Source organism: Candidatus Neomarinimicrobiota bacterium, from assembly GCA_018651745.1.
GTDB lineage: Bacteria > Fidelibacterota > Marinisomatia > Marinisomatales > TCS55 > JAAZYX01.
Genome location: JABIDL010000037.1, coordinates 56,576 through 76,590 on the forward strand (window position 1 = coordinate 56,576; position 20,015 = coordinate 76,590).

Annotated in this window: 21 protein-coding genes, 2 tRNA genes and 1 other RNA gene; 8 read left to right on the plus strand and 16 right to left on the minus strand. The window is 38.6% G+C overall.

The window, feature by feature from the left end; genetic code table 11:
• Positions 1–272: 272 nt before the first annotated feature.
• Genes dacB through HOD97_07110 form a run of 4 tightly spaced genes read left to right on the plus strand, consistent with a single transcriptional unit; the run spans position 273 to position 3,625 of the window.
• Entirely contained in the window at positions 273–1,550 is a 1,278-nt protein-coding gene (dacB, locus tag HOD97_07095; protein ID MBT4281362.1) for a D-alanyl-D-alanine carboxypeptidase/D-alanyl-D-alanine-endopeptidase, read from the plus strand.
• Entirely contained in the window at positions 1,543–2,472 is a 930-nt protein-coding gene (locus HOD97_07100) for an LD-carboxypeptidase (GenBank protein ID MBT4281363.1), read from the plus strand. The genes dacB and HOD97_07100 overlap by 8 nt, the downstream gene beginning before the upstream one ends.
• 11 nt (positions 2,473–2,483) lie before the next feature.
• On the plus strand, positions 2,484–3,080 hold the full coding sequence (locus HOD97_07105) for a nucleoside recognition protein (GenBank protein MBT4281364.1): 597 nt from the start codon (positions 2,484–2,486) through the stop codon (positions 3,078–3,080).
• Positions 3,077–3,625 carry a spore maturation protein gene (locus HOD97_07110; GenBank protein MBT4281365.1) on the plus strand — a complete coding sequence of 183 codons (549 nt, stop codon included), beginning with the start codon at positions 3,077–3,079 and terminating at the stop codon, positions 3,623–3,625. The genes HOD97_07105 and HOD97_07110 overlap by 4 nt, the downstream gene beginning before the upstream one ends.
• Positions 3,626–3,631: 6 nt before the next feature.
• Here the strand turns inward: HOD97_07110 and HOD97_07115 are convergent, their stop codons facing one another.
• The gene (locus HOD97_07115) at positions 3,632–6,262 is read right to left on the minus strand and encodes a T9SS type A sorting domain-containing protein (protein MBT4281366.1); all 2,631 of its coding nucleotides are present in this window, start codon (positions 6,260–6,262) and stop codon (positions 3,632–3,634) included.
• A gap of 22 nt (positions 6,263–6,284) precedes the next feature.
• Here HOD97_07115 and HOD97_07120 point away from each other — a divergent pair, with 22 nt between their 5' ends.
• On the plus strand, positions 6,285–7,397 hold the full coding sequence (locus tag HOD97_07120) for an LD-carboxypeptidase (GenBank protein MBT4281367.1): 1,113 nt from the start codon (positions 6,285–6,287) through the stop codon (positions 7,395–7,397).
• A gap of 21 nt (positions 7,398–7,418) precedes the next feature.
• On the opposite strand, the gene HOD97_07125 is transcribed toward HOD97_07120, so the two are convergent.
• The 7 genes from HOD97_07125 to HOD97_07155 form a co-directional block, all read right to left on the minus strand.
• Positions 7,419–8,735 (minus strand): T9SS type A sorting domain-containing protein, encoded by a 1,317-nt coding sequence (locus HOD97_07125; GenBank protein MBT4281368.1) that lies wholly within the window; start codon positions 8,733–8,735, stop codon positions 7,419–7,421.
• 49 nt (positions 8,736–8,784) lie between these two features.
• Positions 8,785–8,857 (minus strand) — tRNA-Lys (locus tag HOD97_07130).
• A 67-nt stretch (positions 8,858–8,924) separates the two neighbouring features.
• Positions 8,925–9,314, minus strand: coding sequence for an NADPH-dependent 7-cyano-7-deazaguanine reductase QueF (gene queF, locus HOD97_07135; GenBank protein ID MBT4281369.1), 390 nt, complete (start codon positions 9,312–9,314; stop codon positions 8,925–8,927).
• Between the two features lie 3 nt (positions 9,315–9,317).
• A complete protein-coding gene (queD, locus tag HOD97_07140; protein ID MBT4281370.1) occupies positions 9,318–9,680 on the minus strand; it encodes a 6-carboxytetrahydropterin synthase QueD in 363 nt (120 codons plus the stop codon).
• A 2-nt stretch (positions 9,681–9,682) separates the two neighbouring features.
• Positions 9,683–10,318: a 7-carboxy-7-deazaguanine synthase gene (gene queE, locus HOD97_07145; GenBank protein MBT4281371.1), complete on the minus strand. Its 636-nt coding sequence runs from the start codon at positions 10,316–10,318 to the stop codon at positions 9,683–9,685.
• Between the two features lie 4 nt (positions 10,319–10,322).
• Positions 10,323–11,018, minus strand: a complete 696-nt coding sequence (queC, locus tag HOD97_07150) for a 7-cyano-7-deazaguanine synthase QueC (protein ID MBT4281372.1) — start codon at positions 11,016–11,018, stop codon at positions 10,323–10,325.
• Between the two features lie 67 nt (positions 11,019–11,085).
• Positions 11,086–11,158 (minus strand) — tRNA-Lys (locus HOD97_07155).
• A gap of 295 nt (positions 11,159–11,453) precedes the next feature.
• Here HOD97_07155 and ssrA point away from each other — a divergent pair.
• From ssrA to HOD97_07170, 3 genes are all read left to right on the plus strand, one after another.
• Positions 11,454–11,819: a transfer-messenger RNA gene (gene ssrA / locus HOD97_07160) on the plus strand.
• A gap of 68 nt (positions 11,820–11,887) precedes the next feature.
• Complete coding sequence (locus tag HOD97_07165) at positions 11,888–12,109, plus strand: GIY-YIG nuclease family protein (GenBank protein ID MBT4281373.1); 222 nt, start codon at positions 11,888–11,890, stop codon at positions 12,107–12,109.
• A 38-nt stretch (positions 12,110–12,147) separates the two neighbouring features.
• A complete protein-coding gene (locus HOD97_07170; GenBank protein MBT4281374.1) occupies positions 12,148–13,107 on the plus strand; it encodes a hypothetical protein in 960 nt (319 codons plus the stop codon).
• A gap of 45 nt (positions 13,108–13,152) precedes the next feature.
• Here the strand turns inward: HOD97_07170 and HOD97_07175 are convergent, their stop codons facing one another.
• The 8 genes from HOD97_07175 to HOD97_07210 all read right to left on the minus strand — a co-directional run bounded on the left by HOD97_07175 (position 13,153) and on the right by HOD97_07210 (position 19,916).
• Positions 13,153–13,797, minus strand: coding sequence for an NAAT family transporter (locus tag HOD97_07175; protein MBT4281375.1), 645 nt, complete (start codon positions 13,795–13,797; stop codon positions 13,153–13,155).
• 3 nt (positions 13,798–13,800) lie between these two features.
• Positions 13,801–15,429, minus strand: coding sequence for an arginine--tRNA ligase (locus HOD97_07180; GenBank protein ID MBT4281376.1), 1,629 nt, complete (start codon positions 15,427–15,429; stop codon positions 13,801–13,803).
• Positions 15,401–15,760 (minus strand): ribosome silencing factor, encoded by a 360-nt coding sequence (rsfS, locus tag HOD97_07185; GenBank protein ID MBT4281377.1) that lies wholly within the window; start codon positions 15,758–15,760, stop codon positions 15,401–15,403. The genes HOD97_07180 and rsfS overlap by 29 nt, the downstream gene beginning before the upstream one ends.
• A 29-nt stretch (positions 15,761–15,789) precedes the next feature.
• Entirely contained in the window at positions 15,790–16,356 is a 567-nt protein-coding gene (locus HOD97_07190) for a LytR C-terminal domain-containing protein (protein ID MBT4281378.1), read from the minus strand.
• Positions 16,353–16,826 carry a hypothetical protein gene (locus HOD97_07195; protein MBT4281379.1) on the minus strand — a complete coding sequence of 158 codons (474 nt, stop codon included), beginning with the start codon at positions 16,824–16,826 and terminating at the stop codon, positions 16,353–16,355. The genes HOD97_07190 and HOD97_07195 overlap by 4 nt, the downstream gene beginning before the upstream one ends.
• Before the next feature lie 75 nt (positions 16,827–16,901).
• The gene (gene mnmA / locus HOD97_07200; protein MBT4281380.1) at positions 16,902–17,975 is read right to left on the minus strand and encodes a tRNA 2-thiouridine(34) synthase MnmA; all 1,074 of its coding nucleotides are present in this window, start codon (positions 17,973–17,975) and stop codon (positions 16,902–16,904) included.
• On the minus strand, positions 17,975–19,096 hold the full coding sequence (locus HOD97_07205) for a cysteine desulfurase (protein ID MBT4281381.1): 1,122 nt from the start codon (positions 19,094–19,096) through the stop codon (positions 17,975–17,977). The genes mnmA and HOD97_07205 overlap by 1 nt, the downstream gene beginning before the upstream one ends.
• Positions 19,097–19,142: 46 nt before the next feature.
• Entirely contained in the window at positions 19,143–19,916 is a 774-nt protein-coding gene (locus HOD97_07210) for a metallophosphoesterase (GenBank protein ID MBT4281382.1), read from the minus strand.
• Between the last annotated feature and the right edge of the window lie 99 nt (positions 19,917–20,015).

The window sequence follows — 20,015 nt, forward strand, 5'->3', positions numbered from 1 at the left end:
AGTATTTTTTCCCGCCCATCCTAAATCTGCAATGGTGAGATTTTGGCTAATAATTTTGTTCATGTATTGTAGTAAATTAACTATTAAATAATTATCTGGCTAAAAACTATGTATGTTATTTTTAACTTATGAAGAGCAATTATCCAAAGCGATTAATACCAATGTATCTACCAATACTTTTGGGGTTTTGGGCGATATCCTGCTCTCATCACAAATCCCTATTTAGTAATACCGGCAAATTGGTTTTTAAAAAAAATATAAATGAATTGATTATGGATTCCGGGCTAAATGCAAATATGGGGATCAAAATTAAATCGTTGTCAACCGGAGAAACGTTATACGCTCTTAATAGCGAAAAATTATTACTTCCGGCCAGCAATAATAAGCTATACACTTGTGCAACAGCACTGGGAGTTCTTGGATCGGACTTTGTGTTTGAAACTTCTATTTATGTTGAAAAAAACAATCTTTACCTAAAAGGCGGCGGTGATCCAGATTTTTCTATTGAGCAATTAGATTCACTCGCTCAAATTGTTTCGTCTTCACTCAATTCAATTGATACGATTTTTGTTGATGAAAGTTTAATGGATACACTTCATTACGGTGAAGGATGGATGTGGGATGAAGGATATTGGTGGTACGCAGCTCCAGTGAGCGCCTTATCTATGAACGATAATTGCGTGGATTTTTATTTCCATCCCGGGAAATTAGGAGAGCCGGCTGACATCACTGTTCATCCGCCAACACAATATATTCAAGTTAAGAACCAATCCGTTACTGTGAACGACACGATAGAATTCAAAAAGTTTAAAATTGAACGAGATTGGGTCGGGGAAACAAATCAGTTTATCATTTCCGGCGAATTACTGGATACCACGCCTAAAGATACTTTAATCCGAAATATTGTTCACCCTCCGCTGTTTGCCGGAACGGTCATGAAGGAAATGCTCGCAGAAAGAGGTATATCTGTTCTTGCGGTTTCTATTGGAACTCTACCAAAGAATGCTTCAAAACTTGTTTCTCATCGCTCCGATTCGCTGCTTTATTCTACCTCAAACCTGATGAATGAAAGTGACAATCTTACAGCTGAATTATTGATAAAAACTTTAGGAATTACTGAAGAAAACCCCGGGAATTGGGACGATGGAATAACTAGGGTTAAAACATTTTTAGCTGATTCTGCCGGAATTGATACTGGCACTATCCGAATGGCAGATGGATCCGGTGTTTCCCGATATAATCTCACCAGCGCAGATCATTTTATTCAATTGCTTTCCTATATGTATCAAAGCCCATACTCAGATGATTTTTTATACGTATTAGCAAATGGCGGGTCTAAAGGAACTTTAAACAACCGGCTCACAAAAAATGGACATAAAATAAAAGCAAAAACGGGGCATCTTTCCGGTGTGAGTTGTTTTTCCGGCTATGCTTTTTCTCCGCGTTTTGGACCGCTGGCTTTTTCTTTTATGATGAATGGTTATATTGGCTCAGCAAAAGATTATCAACGATTGCAGGACAATATTTTAGAAATGTTAGTTCATGATTAAACCGCCGGTACTTAATCCAAACGCAACCATTGGAATTGTGAGCCCATCATCTTGGATGAAGGAATCTGACTTAAAAACCAGCGTTTTTGTTTTTGAGAATAAAGGATATAAACTGGTTTTAGGGAAAAGTGTATTTTTGAAAGATAACACTTATGCGGGGACACCCCAAGAAAGAGCAGATGATATCAATGGCATGTTTGCAAATCCGGATATTGATGCCATTATTTGTGCACGCGGCGGATATGGCGCCAACCGAGTTTTACCCCTTCTGGATTATGACCTCATCAAATCGAATCCGAAAATATTTATAGGTTACAGCGATATAACTGCTTTTCTAACATCCATTACCCAAACTACCGGACTTGTTACCTTTCATGGTCCCATGCTGTCTAGCTTTAATAAAGGGATGGTGGAATATAATTTTGATCTCATGGAAAAAACGCTATTTGGAAATGAATCTGTAACCATCTCGCCTCCACCAGAATTGCAAGCTCGTGTTTTAAAACCCGGTAAAGCAGAAGGCCCCATTTGGGGTGGAAATATGTGTCTTTTGATCAATCGATTGGGGACTGAAGATCAACTTGATACAGATGGTGCCATTCTATTTATTGAAGACGTTGATGAATATTTGTACGCATTCGATCGTATGCTCGTCCACATGAAAGAAGCCGGTATGTTTGACAATATTAAAGCACTCATTATAGGTGAATTGCTTGACATGAAAGATTATGATGATCCATTTGGAAAATCCACAGATGAAATAGTTATAGATGTGTGTGGTGATTTGAATATTCCCATTATTTCTAATTTTCCCTGCGGACATGGCATTTTTCAAGCAACAATCCCCATTTCAGTTCCAGTTCAATTGGATGCGAAAACTGATATACCATCCTTAACGTTATTAGAATCGCCGGTTAAATAAGGAAAAAATAAATGCTGAATTACATTTGGTTTGGAATGATGCTAATCGCTGTTGTAATTGGCGCGTTCACAGGGAATATTGATGCAGTCACAGAAGCGGCAGTCAATATGGCAAAAGTGGCCGTGGAGTTGGCGATTGGATTGATTGGTATTATGGCGCTTTGGCTGGGTATCATGAAAATTGCAGAAGAATCTGGACTCATTCGTCTCATTGCCAAAGGATTGCGCCCCATCACCATTCGACTTTTCCCTGATGTGCCGGAAGATCATCCTGCGATTGGATCGATTGTATTAAATATGTCTGCCAATATTCTTGGGTTGGGAAATGCTGCCACGCCACTTGGTTTAAAAGCAATGGAAGAACTCCAAGAATTAAATCCAAACAAAGAAACCGCCACCAACGCAATGTGTATGTTTTTAGCCGTGAATACGTCCAGCGTTCAACTCATTTTACCGGCAACGGTAGTGGCGCTGATGGGTGCACAATCCAGTCAGATATTTATCACCACCATTATTGCAACAAGTATGTCCACCGTTGCGGCTATTGTTTCTATCAAATTTTTAGAGAAAAGAAAAAGATTTTCTTTTGAGCAAGGAAACGAACTATGATTGATTCATTTGTAAACGGCGTAAACGAAATTTCAAAATACATTATTCCTTTTTTACTCGTAGGAATTCCGTTTTATGGTCTGGCAATTAAAAAGGTAAAAGTGTATGAATCTTTTGTAGAAGGCGCAAAGGACGGATTTACAATTGCTGTTAGAATTATTCCTTACCTTGTAGCAATTCTGGTTGCAATCGGAATGTTCCGAGCGTCCGGCGCACTGGATGTTTTACTAAATTTTCTAACGCCTGTTTTAACATTCATTGGTTTTCCACCTGAGAATCTTCCATTGGCATTAATGCGGCCTTTATCCGGAAGTGGATCATTGGGTCTTTTGACAGATTTGATTCATCAGCATGGCGCGGATTCTCTGATTGCAAAAATTGGCGCCACTATGTTTGGCTCTACTGAAACCACCTTTTATGTTTTGGCTGTTTATTTTGGATCTGTTGGTATTCGAAAAACGCGACATGCTTTGATTGCAGGACTCATTGCAGATGCGGTTGGTGTTTTAAGTGCCGTTTATGTGTGCAGATTCTTTTTTAGTTAAGGCAATTTACTTCAGTAACATCATTTTTTGCACCACACGAAATGAGCCACTAACCATTTCAACAAAATATACCCCACTGGCTTGCTTAGAACCGTTCCATTGGATCTCATGGATTCCAGGATTAAGCCACCCATCCACCAATGTTGCAACCAAACGACCGGCAATATCGTAAATGTTCAATTGTAGAGGCGAGTCATGTCTCGCCCCTACAGGAATATCAAATCGAATCGTGGTGGTTGGATTGAATGGGTTTGGAAAATTCGGATAAAGAGAGAACTGTTTTGGCTGCATGTTTGGTGTATCATTAGTTAACTGAACGTTAAATCCAAAGAAGCTCAAAATCCGCCCTGCCAAATTAATTTTTTCCTGATCATTATATATTGTTTCAAATGGAAAACCCATTAAAACCACACGTGCATTTTCCTGGCTCCCTGGGACAGGTCCGATAAACTGGGTTGCCGCAATCAATCCATTTGCATAAAGCAATGCAGATTCTGACCCTCCCATTAATGAAAAAGCATCCGGATAATTTTCAGGATACACGCCATAATTTCCATTATCATAATGAAGGGTTAGTCCATTAAAAACGGTACTTTCAGCGCCATGAACGGTATATGAATTGGCATCATCTACATTGTAATCAGTTTTTAGATAATCATGAATGAAACTGCGATCTGAGGACGAGCCCTGTTCATCCAAATCCCAAGCTACTTCCGAACCTGAAATAAAAATCTGCCCACCTTGAGATAAATAATCTTTCACTTTATTTTGTTCAACAGCATTAAATGTTTCATGCTCCGTACTTTCATCACCCAAAAGCCAAAAAACTGCAGTATAATTATTCAAATTAACTGAGTCCGAAATGATGGCATCATTATCTGCAGTGTCGAAAGAATATCCCCAGGGTTGGATCGCCAAACCCATCCGTTTAGAAAAATTGTGATACGGAAGTGCATAACTGCCATTCGTTCGGTCAAACCCGTCCACTATTAATATATTGCCCGATTCGCCAGATTGAAATGTGCCATAGATATCTGAAGAAAAACTTTCAGTTATACTATCATTTGCTGAAACGCTAGTTATTTTATAAAAAGCTGGAACCTCATTTTCATTGGAAAGAGTTAAATATGATTTATCTGAGCTCATTTCATTGAGAATATTCCACAAATCTCCGCCATTTTGAGTATAAATATGAAACCCGAAAATTGATTCCGGGTCTTGAATATTCCATTGCAATGCAATGCTATCTGTCCAAACGACTGAATGAATATCAGTTCGTGGAATTGTCGCCGGGTTGCCCTCCATGCCTACATAATATCTTGGTGTATAAGCTGTCAATTGACTCAAATTATAGGTTCGGTAGCTAACTTTCCAATCCGCTGCAGATGCCTCCACAGTTAAATAAGTCCCGTCTGTATTTCGCAAAATGACCATTCTGACATGCCCAACTTTATGGATGGCATCGCCCGGACCCAAATCGTTCCAATTGGTATAAGCGATCGTTATGCCATCGTCCATCATAGCTGTAGAATAATGCGATGACAAATTCCAACATCGTGAAACAAAACCGGAGCAATCCACTCCAACAGCATAATCGCTAACACAATAATTCACAGAACAACTTGTTGCGTTGTCTCCTGCATATTTTCCATTACTTATTCCATTATTAAATCCGTCCAATGTATAAAACCCGCCCCATTGATAAGGCGCATGATAATTGGTACCAACTTGTATCCAGCTCGGCGTTTCTACTGTTACGCCATTTGGATCGGTAATAGGACCACCGGTAATGTTCTCTGCGACAGCATCCCAGCTATAACTCACATAAGCATCCGCCATTGCCAATGCTTCCGTCGGTGTTACTTGCGGATAAATAATAGACTCTCTATCATCTTCTTGAGGCGGTTCAGGCTCCGGGAACAGATTTGGCGATTTATTATAATGAATCCCTTCCCATAAATAATCCGGGAATGAATAAATAGGGATATTTTCATATTCCTTCCCGTTTTGAATCCATCCATTGATGGTTACGCCAGATTCTCTTGTATTCATTATAAAAAGATTACCGGCACTGTCAATGTAAAATGGATTTTCAATGTGAGTAAAATCTACGTTTGGAATTTCAAAAATAGCGTGCGCCACTCCGTGAGAATTGTACAAGCCAATGGATCTTTTTACGTCTAATGGAATTTGTTTTGTGATGGTTTCTACGTAAATATAATGGAAACCTTCTGCATTTTTACCAAGATAGTTTCCCGATCCAATGACGCTAGATTGAATAATCGAAAAAGAAAAATCTTTTCCTGTAATTTGGAGGGTATGATCATTATTTCTGACAACCGTTCCTTGAGCATCTTTTTCAGGTGGTTGGAGAATTCGTGATTGTTTGAGCGGTTCGGTTTTAACAAGTTTAGTGTGTTTGAATATTTTTTGAATTTTGGCAATAGGATCTATTATTGTAACGTCTTGACCAACTACAGAAAAGGATGTTGGCCCCATTCTAAACCCAGGTATATCCTTGATTTGAATTGTTGAATCTTCAATCCCCCAAGGGACAAACAAGATTTCATCATAAGCATATTGGGCAATGATGGGGCTGGTGGCAACTGCCGTTATAAAAATAAGATTTTTCAACATAACAGAAATGTACGAACTTTATTTGACCGAAATCCATATCATAATCATTTATTATACCTATTATTCATCTGTTTTGATTGAGGATTATTTATTAAAATCACCTGTGCGGAATAATTTCTTAATTCTCAGTAAATATAAAGTAACTCTTGTTTTCCTTTTCTTATTTTGTTGTCTATTTGCAGAAGAAATTCCCAATCGACTAACTCCCGGGGATACAATTATCTTCGTTGCTCCTTCTGGGGGATTAGATAATAAACGAATTTCGCGGGCAAAGCGAAGATTGGAAAAGCGTGGATATATTGTTTTGTATGCAGATGATTTATTGCGTTCTCATGGATATTTAGGTGGGACCGATGATCGTCGTGTAGAAGAATTTATGGACGCTTGGAAGAATCCGAATGTAAAAGCAATTTTCCCCGGCACAGGAGGGTATGGGACAACTCGGATTTTAGATAAAATTGATTTTAATATGATCAAAGAAAATCCAAAAATCTTGGTCGGATTTAGTGACATTACCGGGCTGCATTTAGCGATTAACAAAATGGCAGAACTGATTACATTTCATACACCAAGTCCGATGTATGGTTTAGGGAGCATTGGAAACCTTTCACCGGTTTCAGATCATTATTTCTGGAAAGCTATTGAACAGGATAATCCAAATGGATACATAATCGATGTAAAACCATTTGATCTTGATGAATCCATTATCACACTTCACGGCGGGAAAGGAAGGGGAGAGCTTATTGGTGGGAATTTATCATTGATCAATACTTTAATGGGAACACCGTATGAAATTGAAACCGATGGAAAAATTCTATTTATCGAAGATGTGGGCGAAGCGCCGTATCGCATCGACAGGTATCTTTCTCAATTAAGATTAGCAGGAAAACTTGACAATCTTAAAGGAGTTATCTTGGGGAAATTTACTAGAAGGGCAGATGAACCACCCGATGATAAAAATAGTTTTAGTATGATGGAAGTATTAGAACAATATTTTTCACATCTTGGAGTGCCGGTTCTTGCCAACTTCCCCATCGGGCATCATAAATACAATATTTCCCTACCGATAGGTATTCTGGCCGAACTTGATGCAGATAAACAAATAATTCAAATTTTACATAATCCCACCAAATAATTCCAGGTAATTAGTAAACCATTACCAAAGTAGGATCATTTTTTTTGCTTGATACTGGTCGCTTGATCGGATGCGGTATAAATATAATCCCGAACTCATCCGTTTTCCATTTTCGTCTTTTCCATCCCATTTTATTTCATAGTTAAAGCTCGGTTCATAGGTGGAATTTGTTAGTGTTTTTATGGTGCGTCCTAAAATATCTACAATTTGAATTGTTACGTTTTCTTCTATAGATACATCAAATGGAATGGTGGTGTTGAGATTAAAAGGATTGGGATAATTTTGATGAAGTACTAAAGACCTTGGCATATCACCGAATTCAAGATATAATGAGATTTCATCTCGAAGTTCCGGGAGAAGAACCCAAATATTATCACCCGGGCATGCTGTGTGTTGATAATCGTAATAATCTCGGTGCCCTTTAAGAATATGTGGATTTTCGTAACCATACTGTTCTGAAATCCATGCATACAATTTTGTAATTGACTCACGGGTTGGGTCGCTCATTTCATCATAGCAAAAATAGGATGTTTCAGGTGGATGATAACACCCAAGCACGCACACTCCGATATTCCCGGTATTTGCACCAGACGTGTGCGCGCCGAGCACAGTTTCTGGTCTTGCCTGATAAATATTACCGCCCTTATCCACAACAAAATGATAACCGATATCTGACCAACCGCGAACATCCTGATGTAATTCTTGAATGGCTTGCATTTGGACGATTCCTTCTTCGATGTTTGTTGCTGAAAACCCTGCTGCGTGGTGAAGCGTTAGTTTATCATAATAAGGCATTGAAGAATAACCAAATTGAGGTGGCTTGGCATTCCATTCTTCTCGCGATATGATGCTCGGTTTTAGGATATGAGATATCGTAGTTTTGTGTAAAAGTTTTAAAGAATCAATTATTTCTTCCTGTTCCGGAATCAAAAACCCGGTGCTTAAAATTTGGAATTCAAAATCAGAAATTATTGTGATTTCAATGTGTTTGGATTTAGAGAATTCTATTCCTTTATACACGGCTAATAATCGATCTGAAAATGGCTCCGGATAAATAATAGCAGTTTTTTCAGATGACAAAAGATCGTTAGAATTCATAAATTTCATTTGGACGGTCAGAAATTTTGATCCCTGAAGTTTAATGAGAATTCCATTTGTACCAGGATCAATATTTTCGATTGAAATATCGAATTTTCGGTTTAGCGTTGAACCCAAACGTTGATCAAAAGTTTTGACTAATTTCACATCCACCACGTCTGCCATGTCTAAAAATTGTCCAGACATTGAGTCAGAAAAGGCAAATAGGATTAATAGGCATTTGCTTAAGCGTAAATTCATTATTCTTCCATATTAGTATAGAAAAAATATAGGCTTAAATATAGGGTAGTGAGCCCGGAGCGACTCGAACGCTCGGCCAACGGCTTAAAAGGCCGCTGCTCTACCAACTGAGCTACGGGCTCTGATTCTGGTTCCAAAATCGGGGCGAAAGTTACAGTAATTTATTCTCAGAATAGATTAAAATTTTGACTATTCTAAGCCTCCTTCAATGCAGGTTGTGTCGAATCCCCCTCTTGTATTGTAAATCGTTGTAACTTGTAATTTGTCGGTCCCTAAAGCTGATGTTAAATCAACATAAATCCGTTTGGTTACAGCTTCCTGATAAATCCCCACATTTCGAAAACTAATAAAATAATATTTTAATGATTTTAACTCGATGCATTTCCCACCAGTTGGAAAATATTCAATAATAACATCTGCCAAGTCGGGTAGTCCACTAAATGGACACACTGCACTGAATTCACTGTTTTCAGTACAGATATACTGATCTTCGCTTTCAAAATCAAATGTTTCAAGATAATCGGGACGGATTTGATCTTCGCTTTCAAAATCAAATGTACGCCCTTCGGGTTTAGTCATGGTTTATTCTCCTCGGTAAATACATCCGGTTGAACAGGTTTCTTTCACTTCAATCCCGGATAATAATGGAAGTTTTGGTTTTAAATTATTCCAAATCCAAACTGCCAAATTTTCACTAGATGGATTTTCTAAGCCGTCAATATCATTTAAACAGCTATGGTCAAGTTGATTTAAAATTGGGTCAAACACTTTCTTGATATCGGCAAAATCCATTACCCAGCCGGAATGTTTTTCAATAGGGCCATTAATGGAAATTCGAATTTTAAACGAATGTCCATGCATCCGCCGGCACTTATGATCTTCCGGCAAATTCGGTAAAAAATGCGCAGCCTCAAATCTGACTTCTTTATATACTTCCATTTTAATCCTTAAGAAATGCCTATGAATTTATGAGTTTGAAGGCTCAACCGCCAATGGGGATGATTTAGGCAAAATTCTACAGCAAGATCAATATTTTGTTCCAAGTTTGGACCGTCCATCGGTTGAATGGAAAAATATTCAAAATCTAGTTTTTCGAAATCTTTGGGATTCATATCTGCTTGAGGAAACACTATTTTTAATTCGTTTCCCCTTCTTAAAATAAATTTTGCATTGATTTTTGGGCTGACACAAATCCAGTCGATGCCAAGAGGTGGCACTAAGGTGCCGTTTGTTTCAACCGCAATGTTAAAGCCGGAATCATGAAAAGCATTCACCAATGCATCATCCATTTGCAATAATGGCTCTCCGCCGGTGCAAACGACAAACGGTTTCGTTGATTTTTTTGTGGGCCATTTATTTTGTACAGATTTGACAAGGTCCTCAGCAGATTCAAACACGCCACCACCCGGCCCGGATGTTCCGATAAAATCTGTATCACAAAAATCGCACATTGCATCCTTTCTGTCTTTCTCATGTCCATTCCACAGATTGCAGCCAGAAAATCGGCAGAATACAGCCGTTCGACCAGTATGAAAACCCTCTCCCTGAATTGTATAGTAAATTTCTTTAACCTTGTAACTCATCTTATCAGGACTGATAGGATATTGGATCGGATAATCCGGCTTCTTTAAATCCCTTTAGGCGCAAAATGCATGCATCGCATTTTCTGCAGGACGTTCCGGATTCGTCAGGATTGTAACAGGAAAAAGTGAGCCTGTAGTCCACGCCGAGTTTGATTCCATTTTGGATGATTTGTGCTTTTGTGAGATGGAGAAGGGGAGTGTGGATTTGTATGGATTCACTTCCTTCTACTCCAGATTTTGTTGCAAGGTTTGCCATTGTCTGAAATGCATCTATGTATTCAGGTCTGCAATCGGGATAGCCGCTATAATCCAGTGCATTGACGCCAATGAAAATGTTATAACATTCCAGCACTTCTGCCCAGGCGAGAGCATAAGAAAGAAAAATTGTATTGCGAGCGGGAACGTAGGTTACAGGGATGTCATTTGTTATATCATCAACCATTTCATGTTGTGGGACTTCGATATCATCTGTTAAAGCAGATCCTCCAAAGGTAGTCAAATCTATATCAATTATTTTATGTTTCTCTATAGCGTATTTGCTTGCAATACGTTTCGCAGAAGTTATTTCAAATTTATGCCTTTGACCATAATTGAATGAAAGCGCATACACAGAATATTTGTTATTCATTGCCATTGCTAAACAGGTGGCGGAGTCTAACCCACCACTTAAAAGGACGATTGTTTTTTTAAGGGTATTCATAAAACGTAGCAGAGAAATTACATCTATACTAGAAAATCATTTGAAAAGAATATAGGGAATTCAATTGTGCCCGCGGAAGGATTTGAACCCTCGGCCAAGTGATTAAGAGTCACCTGCTCTACCAACTGAGCTACACGGGCTTTTTAAGGGTTTGGAAATTAGTTTGTATTAAAAAATAAACAGAACTCAAATTTTTTGTTTTTTTTATTCTTTTGCACTTGCTCCAAATGACTCCGGCTCTTACTTTTGTTATGCCTCACTTATGCATATCATAAAGAGTTGCATAACAAAAGAGGTTGGTATTTGAAAAAAAGAAGGCTCTTGGTTGGCGTTGAGAGCCTCCAATTTGAACCAAGCCGCAGGATGCATTTCAATTTGAAACGTAGTCTGTGGCTTGATTCGTTTTTGGTTGTAAATTTATTTGTTTTTTGACATGGGGGCGACCGGTTTCGACGGGACAGGAGTTCTTTAGAACGGCATGCAGAGGTCCCAGGGTCCTCTTAAATCAACCTGGAAATACCATAAATGCCGATTACGGCTACATGGCAGCAGCTTAAGTAATTAAGCAATAAAGTTGCCCGTCCTGAGTCAGTTCCGCCTGTGGGCAGGCTCAAGGGCGTCGATTACACGGGCTGGGTATGTTGAGCGCCTGATCCGACATACTGAGAATTCTTCAGGCTTCGGTTGAAATGCGTGGGTCCCTGGATCGCATTTCAGCAACACTTAACCAGGCGACTAAGCATGTAGAAGATCTTTTGAAACTTGTTTCGGACGGGAGTTCGAATCTCCCCGCCTCCACTTCATTCAAGCGAACATGTTCGCTTTCATTCCGTTCCGGCGGGCAAGCCCGCCTCCCGTAGGCTAATTAGATGAAAATTAGTTTGGTTATATTGAGAAGTAGATTGATCCCGAAACGATATATTGGTATTACCAATAACTTAACCACCCGTTTAAAAAAGCATCGTACTCCAAATTCAAGAGTGTATCGAATGCTTGGGGATTTTGACTTAATTAATACTGAAAATCACCCGGATTATAATTCGGCGCGAAAAAGAGAACTTTTAAGTTTGGATTATTATGAATTGAATTAGGGTTTCATTATTTTCTTTGAACAATCGGAGCATATTTTATGAGAAAACTGTTTATGTTAAGTATTTTCATTTCATTCCTATTTGCAAGCGAGGGAGAAACTATCACTTTTACCAGCGCAAATCCTTTTGGGTTTAAGGATGTTATTTCTACTCTAGATCAGCAAGAGCCTCAGGAAGTCTATGGTATTCTCAAAATGCCGAAACAAATGGAGAATTCAAAAATTCCTCTAATTATCGGAGTGGCAGGCAGTTTAGGATGGTCTGATCATCATTATAAATTTCTTCAGATGTACCGCGACATGGGAATAGCAACATTCGAAGTCAAAAGTTTTGCCAGCCGAGATATTGAATCTACGGTGGGCTCACAGGTTGAGGTTACCATCGCAGCTATGATGCTTGATGTTTATCGTGCATTTGAAACATTGGCAAATGATCCACGAATTGATAAGGATCGAGTAGCCATTACCGGATGGAGCCTTGGAGGTGGTGTTACTCTTTTTTCTGGATGGCTACCAGCAAAAAATGTAATGAATTCAACTTTAACGTTTGCAGCTCATTTGGCTTTTTATCCGCCGTGTTTTATTGTGCCGGAAAATTTAGATTTTACTGATGCGCCCATGCATATTCTTATTGGAGACCTAGATAACTGGACTCCTGCCGCCGCCTGCGAAGAATTGATTCCTGAAATGTTGGCGAACGGTGCCAATATTGGCCTGACGGTATATAAAGATTCTCATCATTCGTTCGATAGTGCAAAAGAGCCGGTGGTGAATGAAGTGGGCTACAGTTTTACGGATTGTAGATTGAAAATGCAGGCAGATGGAGCTGTTGTTATGAATTTTCTAGATATTCCAATGACAAATCCTACACTCCAAAAAATTGGTCTGGCATTCTGTGCCGAACGAGGACCTACTCACGGTGGAAATCCTGAAAGTCGGGAAGCTGCATTTATTTTTGCAAAAGAATTTATGGGGGAACATCTCCTGAATAAAAAATAGCGATTACTTAACACCAGCAATCCCAATATAACCGCCTCTCTTATTTTATAATATTTTACTTACGACGACAGTAATGCCATTAATAACAAATTGTACTGCGATGACCATCAAAATTAGTCCCATGATTCGCTGAATAATTCTCATGCCGGTTACACCAAACCGTTGAGTAATTTTTTCTCCTCCCAAAAAAATGAATAGAACGGTAGCCATTACAAGTATAATTGCAAAAATTAAAGTACCAAAATTATAGGGTGTTTGTGTTTGTCCGGACAACAGCATTGCGCCGGTTATGGCACCGGGACCTGTGATGAGCGGGATTCCTACCGGTGTATAGGCAATTTCACTTGCAGTGATAGATTCTTTTTGTTCCTGCACAGTAGTTCTTGTTCTACCTACTTTAGCATCTAACATATGTAATCCGGTGCGAAAGAAAATGATGCCCCCCATAATTTGAAATGCTTCGATCGTGATTCCAAAAAAGGTGAAAATAACAGATCCGAATAACGCAAAAACAATCAAGGTAATGGAACCGGTCATTGCACCTTTTTTAGCAATGGAAATTTTATCGGTGTGATTATATCCTTCTGTCATTGATAAAAAAATGGGTGTAATTCCCAAAGGATTGACAAGAGGAAATAACGTTGACAAACAAAGTAGGAAAAATTCGAGTTCAGTATTAAATAAATTCATCGGTTACATTCGTTCCGGAGTTGATACCCCAAGAATTTGCATCCCAGCCGCTAAGATAATTTTTACGGATTCTATAAGTCCTAACCGGGCTTCAGATAGATTTTTATCATCTGTAATCACTCGACATTCTGCATAAAATTTATGAAAACATCCTGCGAGTTCCTGAAGGTAATTAACAACAATTTGGGGTTCGAGTGTTTCGTAAGCAGACTGCATGATATGTCGATATTGATCCAGTTTTCGAATTAATTCCTTTTCTCCGCCTATGGTTAGCAAGCTGAAATCAGCATCACGTTTGGTCGTGATTTCTTCAGCATTTCCTCTTTTAATGATATTACAAATCCTAGCGTGGGCGTATTGCAAATAAAAAACTGGATTTTTTTCAGATTGATCTTGCGCAAGATCCAAATCAAAATTCAGATGAGAATTCATTCCGCGCATTATAAAAAAATACCGTACAACGTCAGATCCATACGAATTGGTTAACTCCTCCAACGTTACAAAATCACCTTTCCGTGTGGACATTTTAACTATCTCGTCATTTTTTAATAGGGTAACAAATTGATGAATAAGAATTTTAATAAGAGAAATATCATACCCAAGCGCTTCAACCGCTGAAAGCACATCTGGATATGTGTCCATGTGGTCTGAACCAAAAATATCCACAAGTAAATCAAATTTGCGGTCGAGTTTGTTGCAATGATAAGCAATATCGGGAAGGCGATACGTTGGCTCACCACTGCTTTTGATTAGAACTCGATCTTGATCTTTTCCAAACGATGTTGTTTTCAACCAAGTGGCATCATCTTTTTCATACACGAGATTTTTATCCCGCAATGCTTCAACTGTTTTTTTAATTGCACCTGAATCATAAAATGATTTTTCATTTGAGAAAATATCGTGACTTATTCCAATAGATTTCAAAGATGATTTTATATCTTTAAAAATATACTTTTCAGGTACAACTCGAAATTCCGAAGAATTTTTCTCTAAATTATTTCCATGATCATCAATAATTAATTGAGCAATTTCTTTAATATAAGATCCTTGATAGCCATCTTCCGGGAAGACAAATGGTTGATCTAAAAGTTCGAAATATCGCGCTTGTACGGACTCTGATAAAATCCTCATTTGACGCCCTGCATCGTTAAAATAATATTCTCTTGTTACATCGTATCCGTGCCATTCAAGAATATTTGATATAGTATCACCGAGGACTGCTTGCCGACCGTGCCCCACTGTTAGCGGACCGGTTGGGTTTGCACTTACAAATTCTACATTAGCTCTTTTCTTTTTTTCAGAATGATTTTTTCCATAAGCAGAACCCTGCGTTATAATAGATTGAAGAACGGATTGCGAGTAAGATTCACTCTGAAAAAAATTGATAAATCCCGGTGGCGTCACCGTAACAGACGAAACCATTTCCGGATCCATAGAAAGCGCTGTCTTTATTTCTTCTGCAAATTCTATCGGTGGTTTATTAACCTGTTTTGCAAAACTCATTGCAATTGAGGTCGAATAATCGCCAAGTGCGGGATCTTTGGTTGGAAGAAGGGGAATATCGTCACTTTTCAACCCAAAGGTTTCGAGCGCGTCCTTTAGGTTATGTAATAGATATGTTCTCAGGTTCATCCAAAAATTCCTTTAGTGGCGCATCGGCCCACAGGCGCTCTAAATTGTAATAATCTCTTTCCGTGGTGGTGAAAACATGGGCTACTACATCAATATAATCCATGAGAATCCATCGAGAATGTTCATACCCTTCAACGCGCCAGGGCTTTGAAGCAGTTCCACGTTGGATTGCATTAGCAATGGCTTTTACTTGAACTTCTGAGTCGGCAGAACAGATGAGAAAAAAATCCGTAATGCTGGTTAAACCGCGCACATCAATAAGTTTGATATTAGAAGCCTTTTTACTAAGGGCTAACGTGGCGATTGTTTCAGCGAGTTCGTCTGCTTTTATAGATATTGAGTCAGAGGTAGTTGGCAAGATTAAAAGGCAGTGTCCGAATTATTCAGGAACGGTTCTAGAGATGAAAAATCTCCTCCAATGATCAGAGTGATAGATACATCGGAACTTTCATCGGGTTGTATTTTGACCCTTGGATCATCCAACCCTAACCCGAGTGTTTCAACAACTTTTTTTAAATGGGATTGTTGCTCGTTTCTAAGAATAACTAGTGTTTCTGTGTAGTCAAAATGTTCAGCATTTTCAGATCTTACAACGTCAATTTTATTCTCTCTCAAATAGTCTGAAAGTTTATTTGCTAATCCCGATTTCCCGCACCCGTTTAGCACTTCTATTTCAATATCCTGAACTGGAGGAACATAGATTTCGAGTGGTGTTTTTGGCTCTGGAAGAGCAGGGAAAGTAACATTTATTGAAACTCCATTTTGAGCTGTTCTCTGAGAAAATGAAAAAATGAATGCAATTAAGAATAATGAAAGAACAGCGATTGCAGAATTGATAACCGCACCTTGCTTAGATTTTCCCTTAATCCTTTTTGATGGTTTTTTAGAGAAAAGTTTGGATTTTTTACGACGGGATCGAGGTGTCACCAGACTGGTCTGTGGAATGGATTGAGGATGTAGTTTGGTTTGTTCTGGTATGTTGGCATTCTTTCAATACTTAGATTGAACTGTAGGTTTTCAAAGGGTTGATATCCAAGAGATGCTCGGTAAAATAAATTTTGCTGTAATGACTGATTTGGCAAAGAAGTCGGAGATCCGTTTGGCAATACAAATGCAATGTCTGTTTGTATCCAAGTTTTATCAGAAATCATGTAGGTCATCTGATTTGTATACGTATTCATATTCAACGGTTTTCCACCCATCGACATCAAAGACATTGAAAATCCGTGATGCATAGAAAATCGTGAAGGATCTAATAAACTTGAATTGTTGGTTTGTCCTGCAACTTCGCGGTTGGGCATGACCGGTTTTGCTAGATCGTGTTTGTATTGCCCTACTCCAATGCTAAAACAAACCAGCATAGTGATAAAGACCTTTGAGATTGTGTGATTAATCATGGGTAAAAGTACAACGATTTACAGATAAAAGTTCCAGTGATTTTCATTAAAAATAGATTCCAATATTTAAGATATTTATTGAATGATTCCACCGCCAAGGCAAACATCATGATTATAAAAAACTACGGATTGACCTGGAGTAACAGCGAAAATTGGTTGGTCGAAGGAAACGTTAGCAACACCATCTTTTATAGAATTAATTGTACATTTTTCATCTTGCTGGCGGTACCGAACTTTCGCATAAATGGTTATCGGAATTTTTGGGGCACTTCCTGAAATCCAATGCAATTGATCTGCTGTTAATTGTTTTGAATAAAGTGAAGGGTGATCTCGTCCTTGTACCACAATCAATTCATTGGATTCTATTATTTTTTTGGCAACATACCACGGGGAATCATCTGTTCCGAATCCACCACCAATTCCCAGCCCTTTTCTCTGCCCGATTGTGTAAAAGAGTAGTCCATCGTGAGTACCGCAACTCTTTCCGTCAATGGTTCTGATATCCCCAGGGTTTTCCGGAAAATAATTTTTTAAGAATGAAATAAAATGCTTTTGTTCACCTATAAAGCAAATGCCGGTACTATCTTTTTTATCATGGGTGTGTAAATTATGTTTTTCAGCTAAAGCTCTTACATTTTGTTTTGTCAATGATCCCAATGGAAAGGATGCCTTTGAAAGTTGTCTTTGGTTTAAGGCATAAAGGAAATAGCTTTGGTCTTTGTTTGTATCAAATCCTTTTAATAATTGATTTCCTTCATCCGATTTAGTTGAATTTGCATAATGTCCTGTCGCCATGAAATCAGCCCCCAATTCCATAGCGTATTCTAAAAAAGCTTTAAATTTAATTTCTCGATTGCAAAGTATATCCGGGTTGGGGGTGCGCCCTGCGTCGTATTCTTCTAAAAAGTAAGAAAATACATTTTCACGATATTCTTTTACGAAATTGACTGTATGGAGAGGAAGGTTTAACGCGTCTGAAACTCGAACTGCATCTTTATAATCCTGTTCAGTAGTGCAGTATTCTGCGTCCGGGTCATCCCAGTTTTTCATAAACAAGCATTCAACATCATAACCCCATTCCTTGAGTAAAAGTGCTGCCACAGAACTGTCAACCCCGCCACTAAGACCAACAATGACTCGTTCAGACATTATTCGGAACCGTCTAAAATTTCTAAGATGGTTTGAATTAGGTCATTCACCTCTTTGGCAGTATTATCTTTTCCGAAGCTAATCCGGAGAGTATTCAGATTTAGACTTTCTTTTATACCCATGGCTTCCAAAACAGGAGATGGTTTAATATCGCCTGAACCGCAAGCAGATCCTGCTGAAACTTCCATGGATTTTCGATCTAAATAAACCATCATTTTATCACTTCTCATATTTGGGAAAGAGACACTAACAATGCCGGGAATATGATGATCTGGGTCCCCATTAAAAACTACATTTTTACAGGTTTCAGTTAATCCTGTTATTAATTGATTTTCAAGGGTTTTCAAATGGATAGCAGTCTTTTTTAGTGATTGTTGTGCAAGTTTTACCGCCAGCCCAAATCCTGCAATTCCTGCAACATTTTCCGTCCCGGCTCGCAGATTTCGCTCTTGCCCACCTCCAATCAGTAAAGGATGAAGATTGGATCCTTGTTTGCAGAATAAGGCCCCAACACCTTTTGGACCATAACATTTATGAGAAGCTAAACTCATGAAATTTACTCCGAGAGTATTTACATCAATTGGAATTTTCCCCAATGCTTGTACTGCATCCGTATGCAGGGGAATGTTTCTTTTTTTGGCAATAAGAGAAATGTCTTCTACCGGCTGCATTGTACCCATTTCATTATTTCCAAGTATAATGGAAATCAACCCGGATTCATTTTGAATTGCAGAGCCAATGTCCTCCGAGCTAACCATTCCCATTGAATTTACAGGGATAGCAGAATGGGTTATTCCAAATTTGGTCAGTTTGTTCAGGACATTTAATACGGCTGGATGTTCAACTTGGGTTGTGATTACGTGTTTTTTAACAAGTTGTATTACACTCCAAAGAACCATATTGTTGGCTTCGGTTCCCCCTGCTGTAAAAATTATTTCATGAGATTTTGATCCGATAGCGTTTGCTATACCTGATCTTGCTTCTTCTATAGCTGCTCTTGCAGCGCGCCCGGACGAATGCACACTGGATGGATTCCCAATAGCATTATGAGTGATTTCCAGCATTTTATCTTGCACCTCAGGTCTGACTGGCGTCGTTGCAGAATGATCAAAATAGGGCATAGGAATGGTTATGAATTAAAACAGCTAACAGAGGATGGAGACAGTACTAGATGTCGTTCCGAATTTCTGCGTAACTAATAGTATTCTGAAGATTGGCATAAAATGGAGGTTTTCGATTTTCGAGCATATTAATTGTTACATCTTTATCATAATTGTAACGCACTACATCCCAATGAACACCATCGTTTACAGTTAAAAACCCAACCGCTCCGCGTGAATCTTTATCAAAAGGTAATCCGGTAGCACCTTGGCAAAAGACAGTTAAATTTCCATCAGTTTCTTCCCGCGGAAGGTGTGAATGACCGTGGATCAATACAAAACGATCTAGCATCGGGTTTGCTTCCTGCTCTTTTTTTCGCCATTCTTTCAATTCGTCCATAACGGGAGGTTCATCGTCACGCTCAAACCAGGCATGGGTGAATTCAATTAAAGTAGATCCAATTATTTCTTTGTGTGAAATATCAAGAGATTTAATAAAATCCAAACCCCGTTTTCCAATTTGCTCAGCTGTCCATTTTTCATTCAAAACAATTTCTTTAGTAACGGGATCGTTGGGATCCATTCCTTCTAAAGTAGGATTTTCTTGTTCCCATAATCGATCCTCAATATATCGTTCATGGTTTCCACGAAGCTTAATAATATCATCTAATTGAAGAATGGTATCAAGTGTCTCGACTGGCGCAGGGCCTAAAGAAAAATAATCACCCATAAGCATGAGCTGATCGACGCCACCGCGATTTTCGACAATGGACAATGCTGTCTCTAATGACTCAAGATTTGAGTGAATATCGGTAAGGATTGCAAACGTTTTTATACTCATAGGAATATAATTTACAGATATTAAAATGCAGTTTCCAACACTTTAACTATTGTGGATTTAATTAAGAAGTATTCTCACTTGCGGGATGGGAAAAATTCG